Origin of the sequence: Pseudonocardia sp., assembly GCF_035305885.1 — a bacterium.
In the GTDB taxonomy this organism is placed as follows: domain Bacteria; phylum Actinomycetota; class Actinomycetes; order Mycobacteriales; family Pseudonocardiaceae; genus Pseudonocardia.
The window spans coordinates 31,848-50,251 of the sequence record NZ_DATGOP010000122.1; the positions used below are offsets into that span (position 1 = coordinate 31,848).

Below are 18,404 nucleotides of genomic sequence, written 5' to 3' on the forward strand. Positions count from 1 at the left end.
CCGGGCGCCCCGGAACGATGGGGGCAACACGTCGCCGCGTGCCGGGGACCCCCGTATCCCCGTGGGGTTGTCCCCACCACCGGGAGCGGGGGTGGGCCCGCCACGACCCGGGGCGCGTACCGTTTCCCCGTGGTGGCCGACTCGCCGTTCGTGTCCGACGTCCCCGCCCGCCAGGCCCTCGACGCGTGGCGCGAGGCGTGCGCGGCGGCCGGGTGCCCCGCGCGGGTGGACGCGGTGCGGGTGCCCGTGGGCGAGGCCGTCGGGCGGGTGACCGCCGAGCCGGTGTGGGCCCGCCGCTCCTCCCCCGCCTACGACAGCGCCGGGATGGACGGGATCGCGGTGCGTGCCGCCGACACCGTCGGGGCCGCCGAGACCACGCCCGTGCTGCTCACCGACTTCGTCGTGGTCGACACCGGCGACCCGATGCCCGACGGCTACGACGCCGTGGTCATGCGCGAGCACGTGCACCGCGTCGGGGACGCCGCCGAGCTGCGCGCCGCGGTGCCGCCGTACGCGCACGTCCGCTCGATCGGCGAGGACGTGGCGGCCTCCGAGCTGCTGCTGCCCGCGGGGCACCGGCTGCGGCCCGTCGACGTCGCGGCGGCCGCCGCGGCGGGCGCGGTGGAGCTGGTGGTCCGGCGCCCGCCGCGCGTGGTGGTCGTCCCGACCGGCGACGAGATCCGCCCCGTCGGCACCGAGCCCGCGCCGGGCGAGATCGTCGACACCAACTCGCTGATGCTCGCCGCGCAGGCCCGCGAGCTGGGCTGCACCGCGCGCGTCACCGAGATCGTCCCGGACGATCCGGCGCTGATCACCGAGGCGATGCGCAAGGCCGCAGCCGACGCGGACCTGGTGGTGCTCGTCGCGGGCTCCAGCGCGGGCCGCGACGACTACACGGCCCGGGTCGTGGCGGGCGCGGGCACGCTCGCCGTGCACGGGGTCGCGGTGCGGCCCGGGCACCCGGTCGTGCTCGGCGCGGTGGACGCCACCCCGGTGCTCGGCGCGCCCGGGTACCCGGTGTCGGCCGCGCTGACCTTCGAGATCTTCGCCGCGCCGCTGCTGGCCGAGCTCGAGGGCGCCGCGCCGCCGGAGCGACCGGTCACGACCGCCCGGCTGGCCCGCAAGCTCGCCTCCACCGTCGGGATGGACGACTGGGTGCGGGTGCGGCTCGGGCGGGTCGGCGGGGAGATCGTCGCGACCCCGCTGCCGCGCGGAGCGGGCGTGCTCACCTCCCTCGTGCGCGCCGACGGGCTGCTGGTGGTGCCGGCCGGGCTGGAGGGCCACCACGCGGGCGAACGGGTGCAGGTGCAGCTGCTGCGCGGCCTCGGCGAGATCGGCCGCACGATCGTCGCGATCGGGTCGCACGACCTCGTGCTCGACGTCGCCGCGTCCGCGCTGCGGGGCGACGACCCAGGGCTCACCCTCGCGAGCTCGAACGTCGGCTCGCTCGGCGGGCTCGTCGCGCTGCGCGACGGGCTGTGCCACGTCGCGGGCTCGCACCTGCTCGACCCGGCCACCGGCGAGTACACGCTGCCGTACGTGGACCGGGTGCTCGGCGGCGTCGACGTCGCCGTGGTCCGGCTCGTGCACCGCGAGCAGGGCCTGATCGTGGCGCCCGGCAACCCGCTCGGCCTCACCGGCATCGAGGACCTCAGGCGCGTCCGCTACGTCAACCGGCAGCGCGGCGCGGGCACCCGGGTGCTGCTCGACCACGAGCTCGCCCGCCGCGGTATCGACCCCACCGAGGTCGACGGCTACACCCGCGAGGAGCACACCCACCTCGCCGTCGCAGCGGCCGTCGCGGCCGGCCGCGCGGATGCCGGGCTGGGCATCCTCGCCGCGGCCCGCGCGTTCGGGCTGGACTTCGTGCCGGTCGCCCGCGAGCCCTACGACCTGGTCCTGCGCGCCGAGACCGTCGACGACCCGCTGCTCGCGCCGCTGTGGGACCTGCTGGACCGCGAGTCGTTCCGGGCGGAGGTGACCGCGCTGGGCGGCTACGACTGCGCGGAGATGGGCCGCCGCATCCGCTGACCCCTTCCGACGAGCGGCGCGTTCGTCGGAACCCATCCGACCAGCGCGCCGTTCGTCGGAACGCGGCCGTAGGTCAGGCGGCGCAGCAGGACCTCCGCGGGGCCGCGCATGCCCCGCCTGCGCATCAGCTCGGCCAGGCCCACCGTCGCCAGCCACGTGCCGGCCGCCAGCGCGGCCGTCGCCGCCACACCGAGGTCGTCGCCCAGGTCGAGCGTGTACGGGGCGAAGGCGAGCGTCCACACCACGGACTGGCACAGGTAGCAGGTCAGCGAGCGCTGCCCCACCGCCGCGACGGCGCGCGTCACCGCGCCCCGCCGCTGTCCGAGCCGCGCCGCCAGCAGGGCGAGCGCCGCGGCGTAGCCGGGGCCGCCGAGGTAGCCGGTGGCGTCGTGCAGGGTGTCGAGCAGGCCGATGTCGGGGCCCAGGGGGAGCACGCCGGCCACGGTGAGGCCGAGCGGCAGCCCGCCGGCGACCGCGGCCCCGATCCCGACGACCGCCACCACGGCGAGCAGCCCCCGGTGTCGCTCCGGCTCCTCCAGCAGCCGCCTGCGCGCGGCCAGGACGCCGAGCAGGAACGGCGCGAGCAGCCCGACGGTGAGCAGCGGCACGAGCATCGGCCACACCGTGGCCCGCACCAGGACCGCCGTGACCGGGTCCGGCGGCAACAGGTACTGGTCCGGGGCGTCCTCCAGCGTCGGATCGGCCTCCCCCGGGAACGCGATCAGGGCGAGGACGAGCCCGGCGAGCGTGAGCGGCACCCACGCCCGCCAGCGCACCGCCCCCGCGAACAGCACCGAGAGCAGCCCGTAGGCGGCGACGATGTCGCCCACGTAGAGCAGCACGCAGTGCAGGAAGCCGATCGGCACCATCCACAGGCCGCGCCGCCGCAGCAGCCTCCCGACCTGCCGCCACGGCGCCCCCGCCGCCAGGTGCCTGCGGGCGAGCTGCGCCACCCCGTACCCGAACAGCAGGCTGAACAGCGGGAACGCCCGCCCGTCCACGAGCGTGGCGACGACCCCCGCCACCGCGGCGTCGAGCGTCGGGACGTCCAGCGGGAAGCCGGCGAGGTAGCGCTCGCCGCGCACGAAGTAGTGGGTGTTGGCGACCGCGATGAACAGCAGCATCACGCCGCGGGCGAGGTCGGGCGCGAGCGCGCGCTCGGCCAGGGGCGTCGGGCGCAGGCGGTGATCCACGCGGTCGAGCCAACCCGGGGCGGTCGGCCGCTGTCACCAGCCGGTGGTCTATCCCTGCCCGACCTCGGTATTCATTCGTCGCTGAGCTCGTCCTCCACCGGTCGGAGCTCGTCTGCGAACCGGTCGAGGAAACCGGCCCACGCGGTCACCGGGGTGGCCGGGCGCACCACGAACTTCGTGATGCCCTCGTCGACGAACCGGCGCACCAGCTCGCGCGCCTCCGCCCAGCCGTGCGGCACCGCGACGGCGGGGTCGAGGTCCGGCCTGCGGCGGGCGGCGCGTTCCCGGGCCGCGGCGACCTCGGCCTCGGACGCGTCGGGGAGCGCGACCGCGATGTTGGTCCCGTAGTGGTCGTCCTCGATCTCGCGGCCCGCCTCGGCGGCCGCCCGCTCGATCGCGGCCCGCGCGGCCCCCGCCTCCCGCGGGGTGACGAAGCTGCCCAGCCAGCCGTCGGCGAGCCGGCCGACCCGCCGCAGCGCGGCCGGGACGCGCCCGCCCAGCCAGATGTCCGGGGGCCGGGGCGGCAGCGGCGCCACCGACGCGTCGTCGAGGTGGAAGAACCGGCCGTGGTGGGTGACGCTCTGCTCCGACAGCAGCCGGCGCACCACCGTGAGCGCCTCGTCGAACAGGGCCGCGCGGTCGCCGTCCGGGGCCGGGAAGAGCTGCCGCTCCGCCGCGAGCGCGGACCGCACGCCGAACGCGGGCAGGATGCGCCGCGGGGCGAGGGCGGTGAGCGACGCGAGCTGGGCGGCGACCAGGGCCGGGTTGCGGCCCGGCAGCACGACCACGCCGGTGCCGGCCTTGAGCTGCCGGGTGCGCGACACCGCGAAGCCCATCCCGACCAGCGGGTCGATCCCCGGGGCGGAGGCCTGGTCGGCCAGCCACAGCGAGTCGATCCGCCGCGCCTCCAGCTCGTCGACGAGCTCGACCAGCTCGGGGCCGGGTCCCGGCCCGCCGGCGAGTGGAACCGACCCGATGCCGATGCGGACCTTCACGCCGATCACGCTACTGGGGCCGGGCGGCTACCGTCAGTGCCTTCGCCGAAGATCGTCCGGCGCAGTACCGTGCCCGGCGTGGCCGTCCGAGCAGAACACCGCCAGCTCGACCACCGGGTCCGCCTCGAATGGGGCCGCGAGGGCGCCGCGCTGCTCACAGCCGAGTGCGCCGTCGTGATCGTCGTCGACGTGCTGTCGTTCTCCACCGCCGTCGACGTCGCCGCGGGCCGCGGGGCGGCGGTGCTGCCGCTGCGCGCGTCCGACTCGCGCCGGCCCGTCCCGCCGGGCGTCGTCCGCGCCGGACCGCGGCGCAGCACCGGGCCGTCGCTCTCGCCCGCGTCCCTCACCGGGCTGCCCGCGGGCACCCGGCTCGCGCTGCCCTCACCCAACGGCGCGACGCTCTGCGCCGCCGTCGCCGCCACCGGCGCGGTGCTGCTCGCGGGCTGCCTGCGCAACGCCTCCGCCGTGGCGGCCGCGGCCGAGGCCGTCGGAGGCCCGATCGGGATCGTCCCGGCGGGCGAGCGGTGGCCGGACGACACCATGCGCGTCGCCGCGGAGGACGCGCTCGGCGCAGGCGCCATCGCCGCCGCGCTGCCGGACCGCTCCCCCGAGGCCGAGCTGGCGGTCGCGCAGTTCACCGCCGCGCGCGACCGGGGCCTTCCCGCCGTGCTCGCCGCCACGAGCTCGGGCCGTGAGCTGCGCGCCGACGGCTTCGCCGCCGACGTGGAGCTCGCCGCCGACCTCGACGTGAGCGCCGCGGTCCCCCGCCTGCACGACGGCTTCCTGCGGGCCGGTTGATGGACGGGCGCTGGGTCGAGGTCGGCGACGGCGTGCTCGCCCGCAGGCACGCCGAGCTCGACCTCACGACCGGTCTGGTGCTCGGGGCCGAGCGCGCGCTCGTCGTCGACACCCGCGGGGACGCCCGCCAGGGCGCCGAGCTCGCCGCGGCGGTCCGCGAGATCACGCGGCTGCCGCTGGTCGTCGCGATCACCCACGCACACTTCGACCACTGCTTCGGCACCGCCGCCTTCGCCCCCGCCCCCGTGCACGCCCTGCCCCGCTGCCGGGAGGTCCTCGCCGCCACCGCGCCCGAGCAGCGGGCGCGCTGGAGCGCGTACTACCGCGACCGCGGCGACGCGGCCACCGCCGACGCGCTCGCCGCGACCGAACCGCCGCTTCCCGACGCCGACGCCCCCGCGGCGCTCGACCTCGGCGGACGCGCGGTCGAGCTGCGCCACCTCGGCCGCGGCCACACCGACCACGACCTGGTGGTCACGGTGCCGGACGCGGGCGTCGCGTTCGCGGGCGACCTCGTCGAGCAGGGCGCCCCGCCGGATTTCGAGGACGCGGTGGTCGCCGAGTGGCCCGCCACCCTCGACGCGCTGCTCGCCCTGGGCCCGCGCACGGTCGTGCCCGGCCACGGCGACCCGGTCGACCCCGCCTTCGTCGCGGCGCAGCGCGCCGAGCTGGCCGAGGTGGCGGCGCTGCACGCCGCGGTCGCCTCCGGGTCGCTGCCGGTCGAGGAAGCCGCCCGCCGCTCCCCCTACCCCGGCGTCCGGTGGCAGTAGGTTCTGTCACCGTGACGTTCTCAGCGCAGTTGCGGGAGCAGACCGCCCCCACGTGGGACGCCGCCGTCGGGCACCGGTTCGTCGACGAGATCTGGCGCGGCGCGGTCGACACCGAGGTGCTCACGACCTACCTCGTGCAGGACCACCAGTTCGTCGACGCGTTCCTCGCGCTGATGGGCGCGGCCGTCGCCACGGCCGATCGCGCCGACGCGCGCGTCGTGCACGCCCGCCAGCTCGGGATCGTCGCCGGGCCGGAGAACGACTTCTTCGCCCGCGCCTTCGACACCCTCGACGTCCCGCTCGCCGACCGCACCGAACCCCCGCTGCTGCCGCCCACGCGGGAGTTCATCGAGCTGATGGACACCGCGCGCCGCAGCGCGGACTACGCGTCGTGCCTCGGGGTGCTGCTGGTCGCCGAGTGGCTGTACCTGGAGTGGGCCACGCGCCCGGACCACGAGCCGCCGGACGAGCCGATCCAGGCGGAGTGGATCGCCCTGCACAGCGGGCGGGCCTTCACCGCGTGGGTGGATTTCCTGCGCGCCGAGTTCGACCGCGTGTGCGCCGACCTCGCCCAGGCGCACCGGGACCGGGTGCGGGAGCTGTTCGTCCGCGCCGTCGACCTGGAGCTCGCGTTCTTCGACGCCGCCTACGGCTGAGCCGCTACTCGCCCCGCCGGTCCATCAGGCCGACGAACATCGTCTCGTGCAGGACCTCGACGTGGCGGCGGGCCACGTCGGCCGCGGCGATCGGGTCGCGCCCGGCCACGGCCTCGACCAGCGCGCGGTGCTCGGCGTTCGACTCGCGGAGGTACTCGAGCGGGTAGGGCAGGTAGTACCGGTAGAGCTCCCGCAGCGTCGCCCCGTACCCCTCGACGGCGGAGGCGAGGCCGCTCGCCGCGGCGAGGGTCAGGTGGAACTGCTCGTCGAGCCGGTGGAAGTCGGCCCACGAGCCGACCCGGTCCATGCCCTCGACGAGCTCGCGCATCCGCTCGACCTCGGCCGGGCCCGCGCGCGTCGCGGCCAGGTGGGCGGCGCCGCACTCGAGCAGGACCCGCCGGTCGATCAGCTCGTGCACCTCGCCCGCCGCGTCCCGGTACGCCGCGACCTCGGCGACCGACCCGCGCCGCGGGTTCGGGGCGACGAGGGTGCCCCCGGTCCGGCCCCGCCGCCGCTCGAGGACGCCGTCCTTGCAGAGGGAGACGAGCGCCCTGCGCACGGTCATCTCGCCGACGTCGAGGGCCGCGGCGATGTCGCCGGTCGGCGGCAGCCGCTCCCCGGGCGCGAGCAGCCCCAGCTCCACGGCGAGGGCGATGCGCACCCGCACCGTGTCGAACGCGGTGAGCCGCCGGATGCCGGCCAGGGCCGGGGCCGCGAGGCTCGCGGGCAGGCCGGCGTTCGCCTGCGGCCGGGCGGTGGCCTCGTCGTCGGCGGCGTCGGCGGACGGCATGCCAGCACGGTAGCCCGATCCGGAAAACAGGTCAGTCTGAGCACTATTGCTTAAGTGTTCACTTTGCACTAAATTTCGCCCCGTGCCTCGTCCCCTGCCCGTCCAGCTGGTGCAGGCGGCACCGCAGCAGGCGGCCGCCCCGATCGACGGGTTCGCCGCCGCCGTCGAGGCGCACGTCGCCGCCGCCCCGCAGACCCGGCTGATCGCCTACCCGGAGCTGCACCTGTGCGGCACCCGCGGGCGGCCCGCCGAGCGGCTCGAACAGCTGCAGGCGGCGGCCGAGCCGCTGCACGGCCCGCGCGGCAAGCAGCTGGCCGAGCTCGCGGGGGACCTCGGCGTCTGGCTGCTGCCCGGCAGCGTGTGCGAACGCGGCGAGAACGGCGAGCTGTACAACACCGCGCTCGCCTTCTCGCCGGACGGGCGCCTCGCGGCCTGGTACCGCAAGGTCTTCCCGTGGCGCCCGTACGAGCCCTACCGGCCGGGCGACCGGTTCGTCGTGTTCGACGTCCCGGATGCGGGCCGGCTCGGGTTCTCCATCTGCTACGACGCCTGGTTCCCCGAGGTGGCGCGGCACCTGGCCTGGATGGGCGCCGAGGTGATCGTGAACCCGGTGCTGACCACCACCTCGGACCGCGCCCAGGAGCTCGTGCTCGCCCGGGCCAACGCGATCGTCAACCAGGTCTACGTCCTCTCCGTCAACGCCGCGGCGCCCGCCGGCGTCGGCAAGAGCCTGGTCGTCGACCCGGAGGGGCTCGTCCGGGTCGAGGCGAGCGGCGCGGAGGAGACCGTGCTCACCGACGTGCTCGACCTCGACGCGGTCACCCGGGTGCGCACCTACGGCACGGCGGGCCTCAACCGGATGTGGTCGCAGTTCACCGACGCCGACGACCCGCTCGACCTCCCGCTCTACGACGGCCGCATCGACCCGGCGCGGTGGCGCCCCGACGGCCCCGACGCGACACCGGCCTGACCCCCAGGAGAGCAGCCATGGCGACGCAGCCACCAGCCCTGACCCGAACGCTCACGCTCGGCCCGGTCGTGTTGTTCGGCCTGGCCTACATGACCCCGCTGATCGTCCTCGGGATCTTCGGCATCGTGGCCGAGGCGACCGCGGGCGCGGCCCCGTCGGCCTACCTGCTGGCCCTGGTCGCGATGCTGTTCACCGCCTACAGCTACGGCCGGATGGCGCGGACGTACCCGGTCGCCGGCTCGGCGTACACCTACGTGCGGCAGGCGATCGGCTCCCGCATCGGGTTCCTCGTCGGGTGGGCCGTCCTGCTCGACTACTTCTTCCTGCCGATGGTGATCTGGCTGATCGGCGGCGCCTACCTCTCCGCGCAGTTCCCCGGCGTCCCGTTCGCCGTGTGGATCATCGGCTTCATCGCGCTCACGACCCTGCTCAACGTGTTGGGCATCCGCGTCGCGAAGACGGCGAACAACCTGCTCATGACGTTCCAGCTCCTGGTGCTCGCCTTCTTCGTCCTGCTCTCGCTCGCCCACGTCGCAGGCGCGTCCGGGGCGGGCGGGCTCGTGTCGGCGACGCCGTTCGTGAACGACGCCACGACGTGGGCCGGGGTCGCCGCGGGCGCGGCCATCGCGGCCTACTCGTTCCTGGGCTTCGACGCGGTCACCACCCTGACCGAGGAGACCACCGACCCGCGCCGGACGATCCCCCGCGCCATCCTGCTGATCGCGCTGATCGGCGGCGGGATCTTCGTCCTCGTCGCCTACACCACGCAGCTGGTGCACCCGGGCGCGGTGTTCGCCGACTCCTCGTCGGCGGCGTTCGACATCGCGACGCTCATCGGCGGCAACCTCTTCGGCGCGGTGTTCCTGGCCGGGCTCGTGGTGGCGCAGTTCGCCTCGGGGCTTTCGGCCCAGGCCAGCGTCGCGCGGCTGCTGTTCGCCATGGGCCGGGACTCGGTGCTGCCGAAGAAGCTCTTCGCCTACGTCCACCCGCGGTTCCACACGCCCGCCTTCGGCATCGCCGCATCCGGGGTCGTCGGGCTCGGGGCGCTCGCCATGAGCGTGAGCACCTCGACCTCGTTCATCAACTTCGGCGCGTTCACCGCCTTCACGTTCGTCAACCTGAGCGTCATCGCCCGCTACCTGCGCAGCCGGGGCGAGCGGCCGCCGGTGCTGGGCCACGTCGTGGTGCCCGCGATCGGCGCCGCCATCGACATCTGGCTCCTGACGAGCCTCGACGGCACCGCCATCACCCTGGGGATGGTCTGGCTGGGCCTCGGCGTCGCCTACCTCGCCGTGCTGACGCGCGGGTTCCGCGTCCCGCCCCCGGAGATGCAGTTCGCCGAGGAGGAGCCGGCTTCGGCGTAGCACCACCCGGACGGTGTGACGTTCGAGCGACACGCGCGTCACATCGGTGTGGCAGCGTCACACCCATGAGTGACGTGCCGCTGCTCGGCGTCGAGGAGGAGTTCCACGTCGTCGGGCTCGAGTCCCGCCGGGCCGAACCGGAGGTCGACGCGCTGCTCGCCCAGCTCGACGGCTCGGAGTTCGCGCCCGAGCTGCAGCGCTCGCTCGTCGAGACGAACACGCCGGTGTGCGGCACGCTCGACGAGCTGCGCGGGCACATCACGCGGCTGCGCGCCCGCCTCGAGGCCGTCGCCGAACCGCTCGGGCTCGGCGTCGTCGCCGCGGGCACGGTGCCGCTCGCCGAGCTGCACGGCGACGCCATCTCGGCCGGGGCGCGCTACGAGAAGATGCAGCACGAGTACCAGATGCTCGTGCGCGAGCAGCACATCTGCGGCGCGCAGGTGCACGTGGACGTGCCCGACCGCGACCTCGCGGTGCAGGTCGTGCGCCGGATCGCGCCGTACCTGCCGGTGCTGCTGGCGATCTCGGCGAGCTCGCCGTACTGGAACGGCCGCGACACCGGCTACGCGAGCTTCCGGTCCGTGGTGTGGTCGCGCTGGCCCACCGCGGGCCCGCCCGCCCACGTCGAGACGGCGGCCGACTACGACGCGCTGGTGGCCGACCTCATCGCGTCCGGCACGATCAGCGACCCCGGGATGGTCTACTTCGACATCCGGCCGAGCGCCCACCTGCCCACCGTCGAGCTGCGGGTGTGCGACGCCTGCCCGGACGTCGACGACGTCGTGCTCATCGCCGGGCTGTTCCGTGCGCTGGTCGGCAAGGCCCGCGCCGAGGCGGCCGAGGGCGCGCCGCTGCCCGAGGTGCGCCACGAGCTGCTGCGTGCGGCGTCGTGGCGGGCGGCGCGCTCCGGCCTGGAGGGCGACCTCGTCGACCTCGTCGGGCCCTCCCTCGTCGCGCCCCCGATCCTGATCGGCCAGCTCGTCGACCAGCTGCGCCCGCAGCTGGAGGAGCTGGGCGACTGGGAGCAGGTGCTCGAGCTGTCGCAGGCGGCGCTGTCGCGCGGCAGCGCCGCGGCCCGCCAGCGCCGCGCGTACGGCCGCCGGGGCGAGCTCACCGACGTCGTGGACGTGCTGCTCGCCGCCACCCAGGGCCGCGCGCTGCGCACCGAACCGCCCGCCACCGTGCCGAGCACGCCCGCGCTGCTCGTCGGCTACCACGAGCCCGCAGGCGCCAGTTCGTCCTACGACGAGGCGGTGAGCGCGGGCGGCACCGTGCTGCCGCACTACGGGTGGATGTTCCGCACCCTCGACCGGCTCGGGCCGCGCGGCATGCGCGCCGCGGAGTCCGCGGTACGCACCGAGCAGCAGGCCCGGGGCGTCACGTTCCGGGTCGGCGACGGCGACGCCGACCGGCTCTTCCCGCTCGACCTCGTCCCCCGGATCATCACCTCGGAGGACTGGGAGCACCTCACGACCGGGCTCGCGCAGCGGGTCCGCGCACTGGAGGCCTTCGTCCGCGACGTGTACGGGTCGCGCTCGATCGTCGCCGACGGCGTGGTGCCCGCCCGCGTGGTGGAGGACGCGCCCGGCTGGAGCCGCCTGGGAAAGCTCGTGCCGTCCGGCGCGGTGCGCATCGCGGTCGCGGGCATCGACCTCGTGCGCGACCGCGCCGACCACTGGCTGGTGCTGGAGGACAACCTGCGGGTGCCCTCCGGCATCGGCTACGCGCTGATCAGCAGGCGGCTGATCCGCAGCGCCATGCCCGACCTCGAACCCCCTGCGGGCGTCGTGGGGCTGGAAGGGGTCCCCGGCATGCTGCGCTCGGCCCTGCTCTCGGCCACCGAGCCGGACGCGCCGGGCCACGACGAGGTCGCGCTGCTGTCGGCGGGGCCGTCCGACTCGGCGTACTTCGAGCACCGCCTCCTCGCCGACCGGATGGACGTGCCGCTGGTGACCCCGCGGGACCTGCAGGTCACCGAGGACGGTGTCTACCTCGTCAGCACCGGCGCCCGGCGCAGGCTCGCCGCGCTGTACCGCCGGCTCGACGAGAAGGAGCTGCTCACCGCCACCGGCGCCGACCTGCGCCCGATCGGGCGGGCGATCGCGGGCGCGGTCGCCCGGGGCACCGTCGCCGTGCTCAACGCGCTGGGCAACGGCGTCGCCGACGACAAGCTGGTCTACGCCTACGTGCCCGAGATGATCCGGTACTACCTGGGCGAGGACCCGGTGCTCGACAACGTCCCCACCTACCCGTGCGTCGACCCGGACCGGCGGGAGGAGGTGCTCGACCGCCTCGGAGAACTCGTGCTCAAACCGGTCGACGGCTACGGCGGCAGCGGCATCGTGATCGGCCCGCACGCCGACCGGGCCGAGCTCGCCGCGGTGGCCGACGCGGTGCGCCGCAACCCGGCGGCGTGGGTGGCGCAGGACCTCGTGCACCTGTCCACCCACCCCACGTTCGCGGGCGACCGGCTGGAGCCGCGCGCGGTGGACCTGCGCGCCTTCGTGTTCCAGTCCCGCGTGGGCGAGCGCACGGGGGTCGACGTGGCCCCGGCCGCGCTGAGCCGCGTCGCCCCGGCCGGGAGCATGATCGTCAACTCGTCGCGGGGCGGCGGCGCGAAGGACACGTGGGTGCTGCGCTGACGCCGGGGGCGGTCACTCCCGCTTCGCGCAGGACGCGATGAGAGGCAACGGGTCGGGCGCCTGCCCCGTGGGATGGAAGACCACCGTGTCCGCCCCGATCCCGGCCAGCGTGGTGATCGCCGAGTCGATGCGGGCCTCCAGGTCGTCGGCCCCCGGGTCGACCTCGACGAACACGACCGTGTCGAACGGCTCGGCCGCCCGCCCCGCGGCCGCGCGCCCGGCGGCGGCGTTGGCCACGCCCTCGCGGATCTGGTCGAGGCTCAGCGCGGAGTCGAGGATGACGCCGTCGGCGAGCTCACCGGCCAGCGCGACCGTCTTCGGGCCGCGCCCGCCGACGAGCAGCGGCGGCGGGGGCTCGGGCGGCCAGTCGAGGGCCACCTCGCGCAGCCGCACGTAACGGCCCTCGATGTCGACGGTGCGGCCGTGCAGCAGGTCGCGCACCGCGGCGGTGTACTCGCGCAGCAGCGTCAGGGGCGAGGCGGCCCGCGCCCCGACCTGCTCCATCCACTCGAGCACGCCGTGGCCGAGCCCGGGGAGGAACCGGCCCGGGAACATGCGGGCGACGGTGGCGATCTCCATCGCGGCGAGCGCGGGGTTGCGCAGCGGCACCGGCAGCAGCCCGACGGCGACGTGCAGCCGCTCCGTGGCGGCCAGCGCGGCCGTCGCGGAGGTGAGGCCGCCCTCGCAGAAGCAGTCCTCCCACAGCCACAGCTGGGCGACTCCCGCCGCCTCCGCCGCCAGCGCCACGTCGCGCAGCGCTTCGGGCGGGGACTGCGGGCGGAAGGTCACGCCGATCGTCGGATCCGTCATGGGCTGATCACACCACGGGCACCCGACACGAACCCGAAACACGCCACCGCTTGCGCGCACCGCCTGCGGCGTCGTCCACTCGACGGCGAGGAGCGGAGGACGGGCATGTGCGGTATCGCCGGCGAGATCCGGTTCGACGGCTCCGAGCCGGACGTCGCGGCGGTCGCACGGATCACCGGACAGATGCACCGGCGCGGGCCCGACGGGTCGGGGGTGCACGCCTCGGGCGCCGTCGCGCTCGGGCACCGGCGGCTGAAGATCCTCGACCTGTCCGAACGCGGCGCGCAGCCGATGGTCGACCCCGAGCTGGGGCTCGCCGCCGTGTTCAACGGGCTGATCTACAACTACCGCGAGCTGCGCGCCGAGCTCGAGGCCGCGGGGTACCGGTTCTTCTCCACCTCCGACACCGAGGTGCTGCTCAAGGCGTTCCACCGCTGGGGCCCGTCGTGCGTGGAGCGGTTCCTGGGGATGTTCGCCTTCGGGGTCGTCGAGCGCGACACCGGCGTGCTGACGCTCGCCCGCGACCGGCTGGGCATCAAACCGCTCTACGTCACCGAGTCGCCCGGGCGGCTGCGGTTCGCCTCGTCGCTGCCCGCGCTGCTCGCGGGCGGCGGGGTCGACACGGCGATCGACCCGGTCGCCCTGCACCACTACATGACGTTCCACTCGGTCGTCCCGGCGCCGCGCACGATCCTCGCCGGCGTGCGGAAGGTCCCGCCCGCCACGATCCGCACCGTCTCCCCGGACAGCACGACCCGCGACCGCGGGTACTGGCGGCCCGAGCACGTCCGCCGCCCCGACCACGCCGGCATGGGCGCCCGCGACTGGAGCGACGCCGTGCTGGAGGCGCTGCGGGTCGCGGTGCGGCGGCGGATGGTCGCCGACGTCCCGGTGGGCGTGCTGCTGTCCGGCGGGCTGGACTCCTCGCTGGTGGTGGCGCTGCTGGCCCAGGAGGGCCAGACCGGGCTCGCCACGTTCAGCGTCGGCTTCCCCGCCACGGCGGGCGAGTCGGGCGACGAGTTCGCCTACTCCGACCTCATCGCCCGCGAGTTCGCCACCGACCACCACAAGATCCTCATCGACCCGGCCCGGATGCTGCCCGCCGTCGACGCCGCGATCGGGGCGATGGCCGAGCCGATGGTGAGCCACGACTGCGTCGCGTTCCACCTGCTCGCCGAGGACGTGTCGAAGTCGGTCACCGTCGTGCAGTCCGGCCAGGGCGCCGACGAGGTGCTCGCCGGCTACGACTGGTACCCGCCGCTCGCCGGCGTGCCGCGCGAGCGCGGGCCCGAGGCGTACGCCGCGGTGTTCACCGACCGCCCGCACGCCGAGCTGGCCGAGATCCTCGAACCGGAGTGGCTGCTCGACCACGACCCCAGCCGGGCGTTCATCGCCGAGCACTTCGCCGCGCCCGGCGCCGACGAGACGCTCGACGCCGCCCTGCGGCTGGACTCGACCGTCATGCTGGTGGACGACCCGGTGAAACGGGTCGACAACATGACCATGGCGTGGGGGCTCGAGGCGCGGGTGCCGTTCCTCGACCACGAGCTGGTGGAGCTGGTGGCGGCGTGCCCGCCGGAGCTCAAGCTGGCCCACGGCGGCAAGGGTGTGCTGAAGGACGCGGCGCGCGGGGTCGTCCCGGATGCCGTCATCGACCGGCCCAAGGGGTATTTTCCGGTTCCGGCGATCCGGCACCTGGAAGGGCCGTTCCTGGACCGGGTGCGCGACGCCGTCACGGACCCGGTGGCGAAGGCTCGGGGGATCGTCCGCCGGGACTGGATCGACGCCATGCTGGCCGATCCGAACACGAAGAGAACGAACCTGGGCTCCAACGCGTTGTGGCAGGTGGCGCTGTTGGAGATGTGGCTGCAGGAGAGGGGGCTGTAGGGGATGGAGCACGTGGGGTTCACCGAGCGACGGCTGGCGCGCCTCGGCGGGGGCACCGACGCGCCCGGGCTGTACCCGACGCGCTACTCCGATCCCGCCCCGTCCCCCGACGGCACCCTGCTGGCCTGGATCTCCGACCGCGACGGCAGGCCGCACGCCTGGGTCGCGCCGCTGCCCGCCGCGGGCAAGGAGGTGGTCGAGCCCGACCGCCCGCTGCCGACCGACGGCGACGTCGAGGCCATGTGCTGGTCCCCCGACGGCCTCTGGATCGCCTGCCAGGTCGCCCCGAACGGGGGTGAGCGCACCCGCGTGCAGGTGGTCTCCCCCGACGGGAGCGAGGTGCGCGACCTCGCGCCCGGCGCGGCGGCCGCCACCCTCGGGGTGTGGTCCCCCACGGGCCGCCAGCTCGGCATCACGATCTACGCCGAGGGCTCCGGCGACGGGCAGGCCTGCCTGGTCGACCTGCGCGACGGTACGTCCACCGTGCTCGCCTCCGGCCCGGCCGCCCGCGTCTGCGCGGTGAGCGGCGACGGCAGGCGGGCGGTCGTGCGGCTCGGCCCGCGCGGGGCCCGCCGCCTCGAGCTCGTGGACCTGCGCACCGGGCGGCGCACCGAGCTCCTGCCCGGCGGCGCCAACGTGGCCGACGCGCGCTTCGGCGTCACCGGCCGCCAGCTGTACGTGCACACCGACGCGGGACGCGAGCGGCCCGCGCTGCTCGCCGTCACACTGCGCGGCACCAGCGGCGTGTCCACCGTCTACCCGATCGCCGAGCGCCCCGACGACGACCTCGACCTGGTCGCGCTCGACCCGGCGGGCGTGCGCGCCGCGCTGTCCTGGAACGTCGACGGGCGCAGCGAGGTGGAGCTGCTCGACCTGCGCTCCGGCCTGCTCGAACCGATGGTCCCGGTGCCCGGCGACGTCGTCACCGGCCTCGCGTTCACCCTCGACGGCGCCGCCCTGATCGTCGCGAACGAGGGCCCGACCGTGTCGCCGCGGCTGTCGCGGATCGGCCTCGACGTGCACGGGGTCGCCACCCCGCTGCTGCGCCCGGCCAAGCAGTTCGGGGTGTCGTTCGTCGAGCCCACGCTGCACGAGTTCCGCGCCGAGGACGGGCTGCGCCTCTCCGGCTGGCTGTTCCGCCCGAGCGGCGCGCTGGGCCCGCTGCCCACGTTGATCTGGCTGCACGGCGGCCCCGAGTCGCAGGAGCGGCCCACGTTCCAGCCGCTGTTCCAGGCGCTGGTCGCCGAGGGCGTCGCCGTGTTCGCCCCGAACGTGCGCGGCTCGGCCGGCTACGGGCGCACGTTCTCCACCGCCGACGACGGCGAGCGGCGCTTCGCCGCCATCGCCGACGTGCGCGCGGCCGTCGACTTCCTCGTCTCCGCCGGCCTCGCCGACCCGGGCCGCATCGGGGTCTCCGGCCGCTCCTACGGCGGCTACCTCACCCTCGCGGCGCTCGCCTGGTACCCGGACCTGTTCGCCGTCGGCGTCGACGTGTGCGGCATCGCCGACTTCTCCACGTTCTACGCGCGCACCGAACCGTGGATCGCGTCGGCGGCCACCACCAAGTACGGCGACCCGCACGCCGACGCCGCGCTGCTGCGCGAGCTGTCGCCGCTGCACCGCGCCGACCGCATCACCGCCCCGCTGCTCGTCGTCCACGGCGCCCACGACACGAACGTCCCCGTCGACGAGGCTCAGCAGGTGGTGGACGCCCTGCGCGAGCGTGGCGCGAGCCCCGGCTTCCTGCTGTTCGAGGACGAGGGCCACGAGGTGCGCGGCCGGGACAACCGGGTGGTGTTCGTCCGCGAGGTCGTGCGCTGGGTCACCGGGCACCTGCTGGGGCTGTCCGAGCAGACCGCGTGACCGTCGGACTCACAGCCGGCTGAACGACTCCATGATCGTCCGGCCGTCCGGCCCGGTGCCCATCACGAACCGGTACGGCTCGCTCGACGTGCTGCCGTCGCGGCGGGTGAACACGACGGTGCCCTCCACGGTGTTGTCGCCGGTCCGGCGCACGTTCCGCACGGTCACGTCCGCGATCTCGCTCCAGAAGCGGTCGTACCCGGCCTCCCCGCCCGAGCGGCTGCGCGCCTCGGCGCCGAGCAGCTGCCACGCGGCGTCGGTGTTGTCGGGCAGCAGCGCGTAGTAGTCCTGCACGAACGCCACCGGGTCCGACGACGGGACCGACGACCCCGTCGACCCGGTGGTCGGCGCCGTGGTCGGCGCCGTGGTCGGTGCGGTCGTGGGCGCGGCCGCGGTGGACGTGGGCCGGGGCGGCGCGGTCGTCGTGGTCGCCGCGGGCGCGCCGGTGGCCGCGGGCGGCTCGGTGGGCTGGGCGGCCGCGGCGTCCCCCGGCCCGTTGCTGCTGGTCAGGGCGGCCGTGACCCCGCCCGCGCCCAACGCCAGCACGGCGAGCAGCGCGAGCAGCAGCGCCGTCCGGCGGTTCCGTCGGCGGGGCTGCTCGGGGCGCGGCACGTCCGCCAGCGTGGGCGGACCCGCCTTGGCCGGCGGTGGCGCGGCGGGGGTGGTCTTCTTCTCCCCCGTCCCGGCGAGCGGGGCGAGCCCGGCGTCCCCGCCCGCCGCGACGGCGGCGAACGCGTCACGGGCCTGGGCCGCGGACGGCCGGTCCTCGGGCGCGCGGCTCAACAGCCGCATGATCACGTCGACGACCGGGCCCTCCTGCTTCGGCGGCCGCACCTCCTCGGTGGCGACCTTGTGCAGCAGGGCGTAGGCGTTGTCGTCCAGCCCGAACGGTGGGATGCCCTCGACGGCGGCGTAGAGGGTGGCGCCGAGCGCGAACACGTCGGACGCCGCCGTGGGCGTGAGCCCGCGCGCCACCTCCGGGGCCAGGTACGCCGGCGTGCCCGCGATCAGGCCGGTGCGGGTGAGCTGCACGTCGTCGACGGCCCGGGACACGCCGAAGTCGGTGAGCTTGACCCGCCCGTCGTCGGCGATCAGCACGTTGCCCGGCTTCACGTCCCGGTGGGTGACCCCCGCCACGTGCGCGGCGGCCAGGGCGTCGGCGACCTGCCGCCCGATCGCGCCGACCTCCTCCTGCGGCAGCGAGCCCTTCTCCGCCAGGATCGCCGCGAGCGACCGCGACGGCAGGTACTCCATCACGAGCCACGGCCGGTCGTCGTGCACCACGACGTCGAACATGCTGATGACGTGCGGGTGCTGCATCCGCGCGCCGATCCGACCCTCGCGCAGGAGACGCTGCCGCGACTCCTCGAGCGCGTCGTTGCCCGCCGCTGTGGGTGGCGCGGCGGCGGCGAGCAGCTCCTTCACCGCGACGGTGCGGTTGAGCAGCTCGTCGGTCGCTCGCCACACCGCACCCATGGCTCCTGCGCCGATGCGCTCGTCGAGCCGGTAGCGTCCGCCGATGCGGACGGGGGTGTCGTCGGATGCGGGGCTCATCGCCCGCAAGGGTATCCAGGAGCGCTGAGGGCACGCTCATGGCAGTACCGCTCCCCGTTCGAGGGAGCGAGGCTGCTCCGA

The 18,404-nt window shown here is 75.5% G+C and carries 14 protein-coding genes; 9 read left to right on the forward strand and 5 right to left on the reverse strand.

What is annotated here, in order from left to right; all coding sequences use genetic code 11:
- Positions 1-129: 129 nt before the first annotated feature.
- Positions 130-2,031: a molybdopterin biosynthesis protein gene (locus VKZ81_RS27905; RefSeq protein ID WP_324244688.1), complete on the forward strand. Its 1,902-nt coding sequence runs from the start codon at positions 130-132 to the stop codon at positions 2,029-2,031.
- Here VKZ81_RS27905 and VKZ81_RS27910 read toward each other — a convergent pair.
- Together VKZ81_RS27910 and VKZ81_RS27915 are read right to left on the reverse strand one after the other, a co-directional pair.
- The gene (locus VKZ81_RS27910; RefSeq protein ID WP_324244689.1) at positions 1,995-3,224 is read right to left on the reverse strand and encodes a DUF418 domain-containing protein; all 1,230 of its coding nucleotides are present in this window, start codon (positions 3,222-3,224) and stop codon (positions 1,995-1,997) included. The genes VKZ81_RS27905 and VKZ81_RS27910 overlap by 37 nt on opposite strands.
- A gap of 71 nt (positions 3,225-3,295) precedes the next feature.
- The gene (locus tag VKZ81_RS27915; RefSeq protein WP_324244690.1) at positions 3,296-4,219 is read right to left on the reverse strand and encodes a TIGR03854 family LLM class F420-dependent oxidoreductase; all 924 of its coding nucleotides are present in this window, start codon (positions 4,217-4,219) and stop codon (positions 3,296-3,298) included.
- Between the two features lie 78 nt (positions 4,220-4,297).
- Here VKZ81_RS27915 and VKZ81_RS27920 point away from each other — a divergent pair, with 78 nt between their 5' ends.
- From VKZ81_RS27920 to VKZ81_RS27930, 3 genes are read left to right on the forward strand one after another with little or no spacing between them, the layout of a single operon-like run.
- Positions 4,298-5,017 carry a 2-phosphosulfolactate phosphatase gene (locus tag VKZ81_RS27920; RefSeq protein WP_324244691.1) on the forward strand — a complete coding sequence of 240 codons (720 nt, stop codon included), beginning with the start codon at positions 4,298-4,300 and terminating at the stop codon, positions 5,015-5,017.
- A complete protein-coding gene (locus VKZ81_RS27925; protein ID WP_324244692.1) occupies positions 5,017-5,787 on the forward strand; it encodes an MBL fold metallo-hydrolase in 771 nt (256 codons plus the stop codon). The genes VKZ81_RS27920 and VKZ81_RS27925 overlap by 1 nt, the downstream gene beginning before the upstream one ends.
- An 11-nt stretch (positions 5,788-5,798) precedes the next feature.
- Positions 5,799-6,443: a TenA family protein gene (locus tag VKZ81_RS27930; RefSeq protein WP_324244693.1), complete on the forward strand. Its 645-nt coding sequence runs from the start codon at positions 5,799-5,801 to the stop codon at positions 6,441-6,443.
- Between the two features lie 4 nt (positions 6,444-6,447).
- Here the strand turns inward: VKZ81_RS27930 and VKZ81_RS27935 are convergent, their stop codons facing one another.
- Entirely contained in the window at positions 6,448-7,233 is a 786-nt protein-coding gene (locus tag VKZ81_RS27935; protein ID WP_324244694.1) for a FadR/GntR family transcriptional regulator, read from the reverse strand.
- 82 nt (positions 7,234-7,315) lie between these two features.
- On the opposite strand from VKZ81_RS27935, the gene VKZ81_RS27940 reads away from it, so the two are divergent.
- The 3 genes from VKZ81_RS27940 (at position 7,316) to VKZ81_RS27950 (ending at position 12,209) form a co-directional block, all read left to right on the forward strand.
- Positions 7,316-8,203, forward strand: coding sequence for a carbon-nitrogen hydrolase family protein (locus VKZ81_RS27940; RefSeq protein WP_324244695.1), 888 nt, complete (start codon positions 7,316-7,318; stop codon positions 8,201-8,203).
- Between the two features lie 17 nt (positions 8,204-8,220).
- Positions 8,221-9,567, forward strand: a complete 1,347-nt coding sequence (locus VKZ81_RS27945; RefSeq protein WP_324244696.1) for an APC family permease — start codon at positions 8,221-8,223, stop codon at positions 9,565-9,567.
- 65 nt (positions 9,568-9,632) lie between these two features.
- Positions 9,633-12,209, forward strand: coding sequence for a carboxylate--amine ligase/circularly permuted type 2 ATP-grasp protein (locus tag VKZ81_RS27950; RefSeq protein ID WP_324244697.1), 2,577 nt, complete (start codon positions 9,633-9,635; stop codon positions 12,207-12,209).
- 12 nt (positions 12,210-12,221) lie between these two features.
- On the opposite strand, the gene VKZ81_RS27955 is transcribed toward VKZ81_RS27950, so the two are convergent.
- A complete protein-coding gene (locus VKZ81_RS27955) occupies positions 12,222-13,019 on the reverse strand; it encodes an LLM class flavin-dependent oxidoreductase (RefSeq protein WP_324244698.1) in 798 nt (265 codons plus the stop codon).
- 105 nt (positions 13,020-13,124) lie between these two features.
- Between VKZ81_RS27955 and VKZ81_RS27960 the strand changes: the two genes are divergently transcribed.
- Together VKZ81_RS27960 and VKZ81_RS27965 are read left to right on the forward strand one after the other, a co-directional pair.
- Positions 13,125-14,906, forward strand: coding sequence for an N-acetylglutaminylglutamine amidotransferase (locus tag VKZ81_RS27960; RefSeq protein WP_324244699.1), 1,782 nt, complete (start codon positions 13,125-13,127; stop codon positions 14,904-14,906).
- A 3-nt stretch (positions 14,907-14,909) separates the two neighbouring features.
- Positions 14,910-16,769: a S9 family peptidase gene (locus tag VKZ81_RS27965; RefSeq protein WP_324244700.1), complete on the forward strand. Its 1,860-nt coding sequence runs from the start codon at positions 14,910-14,912 to the stop codon at positions 16,767-16,769.
- A gap of 9 nt (positions 16,770-16,778) precedes the next feature.
- Here VKZ81_RS27965 and VKZ81_RS27970 read toward each other — a convergent pair whose 3' ends face one another.
- Positions 16,779-18,323 carry a serine/threonine-protein kinase gene (locus VKZ81_RS27970; RefSeq protein ID WP_324244701.1) on the reverse strand — a complete coding sequence of 515 codons (1,545 nt, stop codon included), beginning with the start codon at positions 18,321-18,323 and terminating at the stop codon, positions 16,779-16,781.
- Positions 18,324-18,404: the final 81 nt, after the last annotated feature.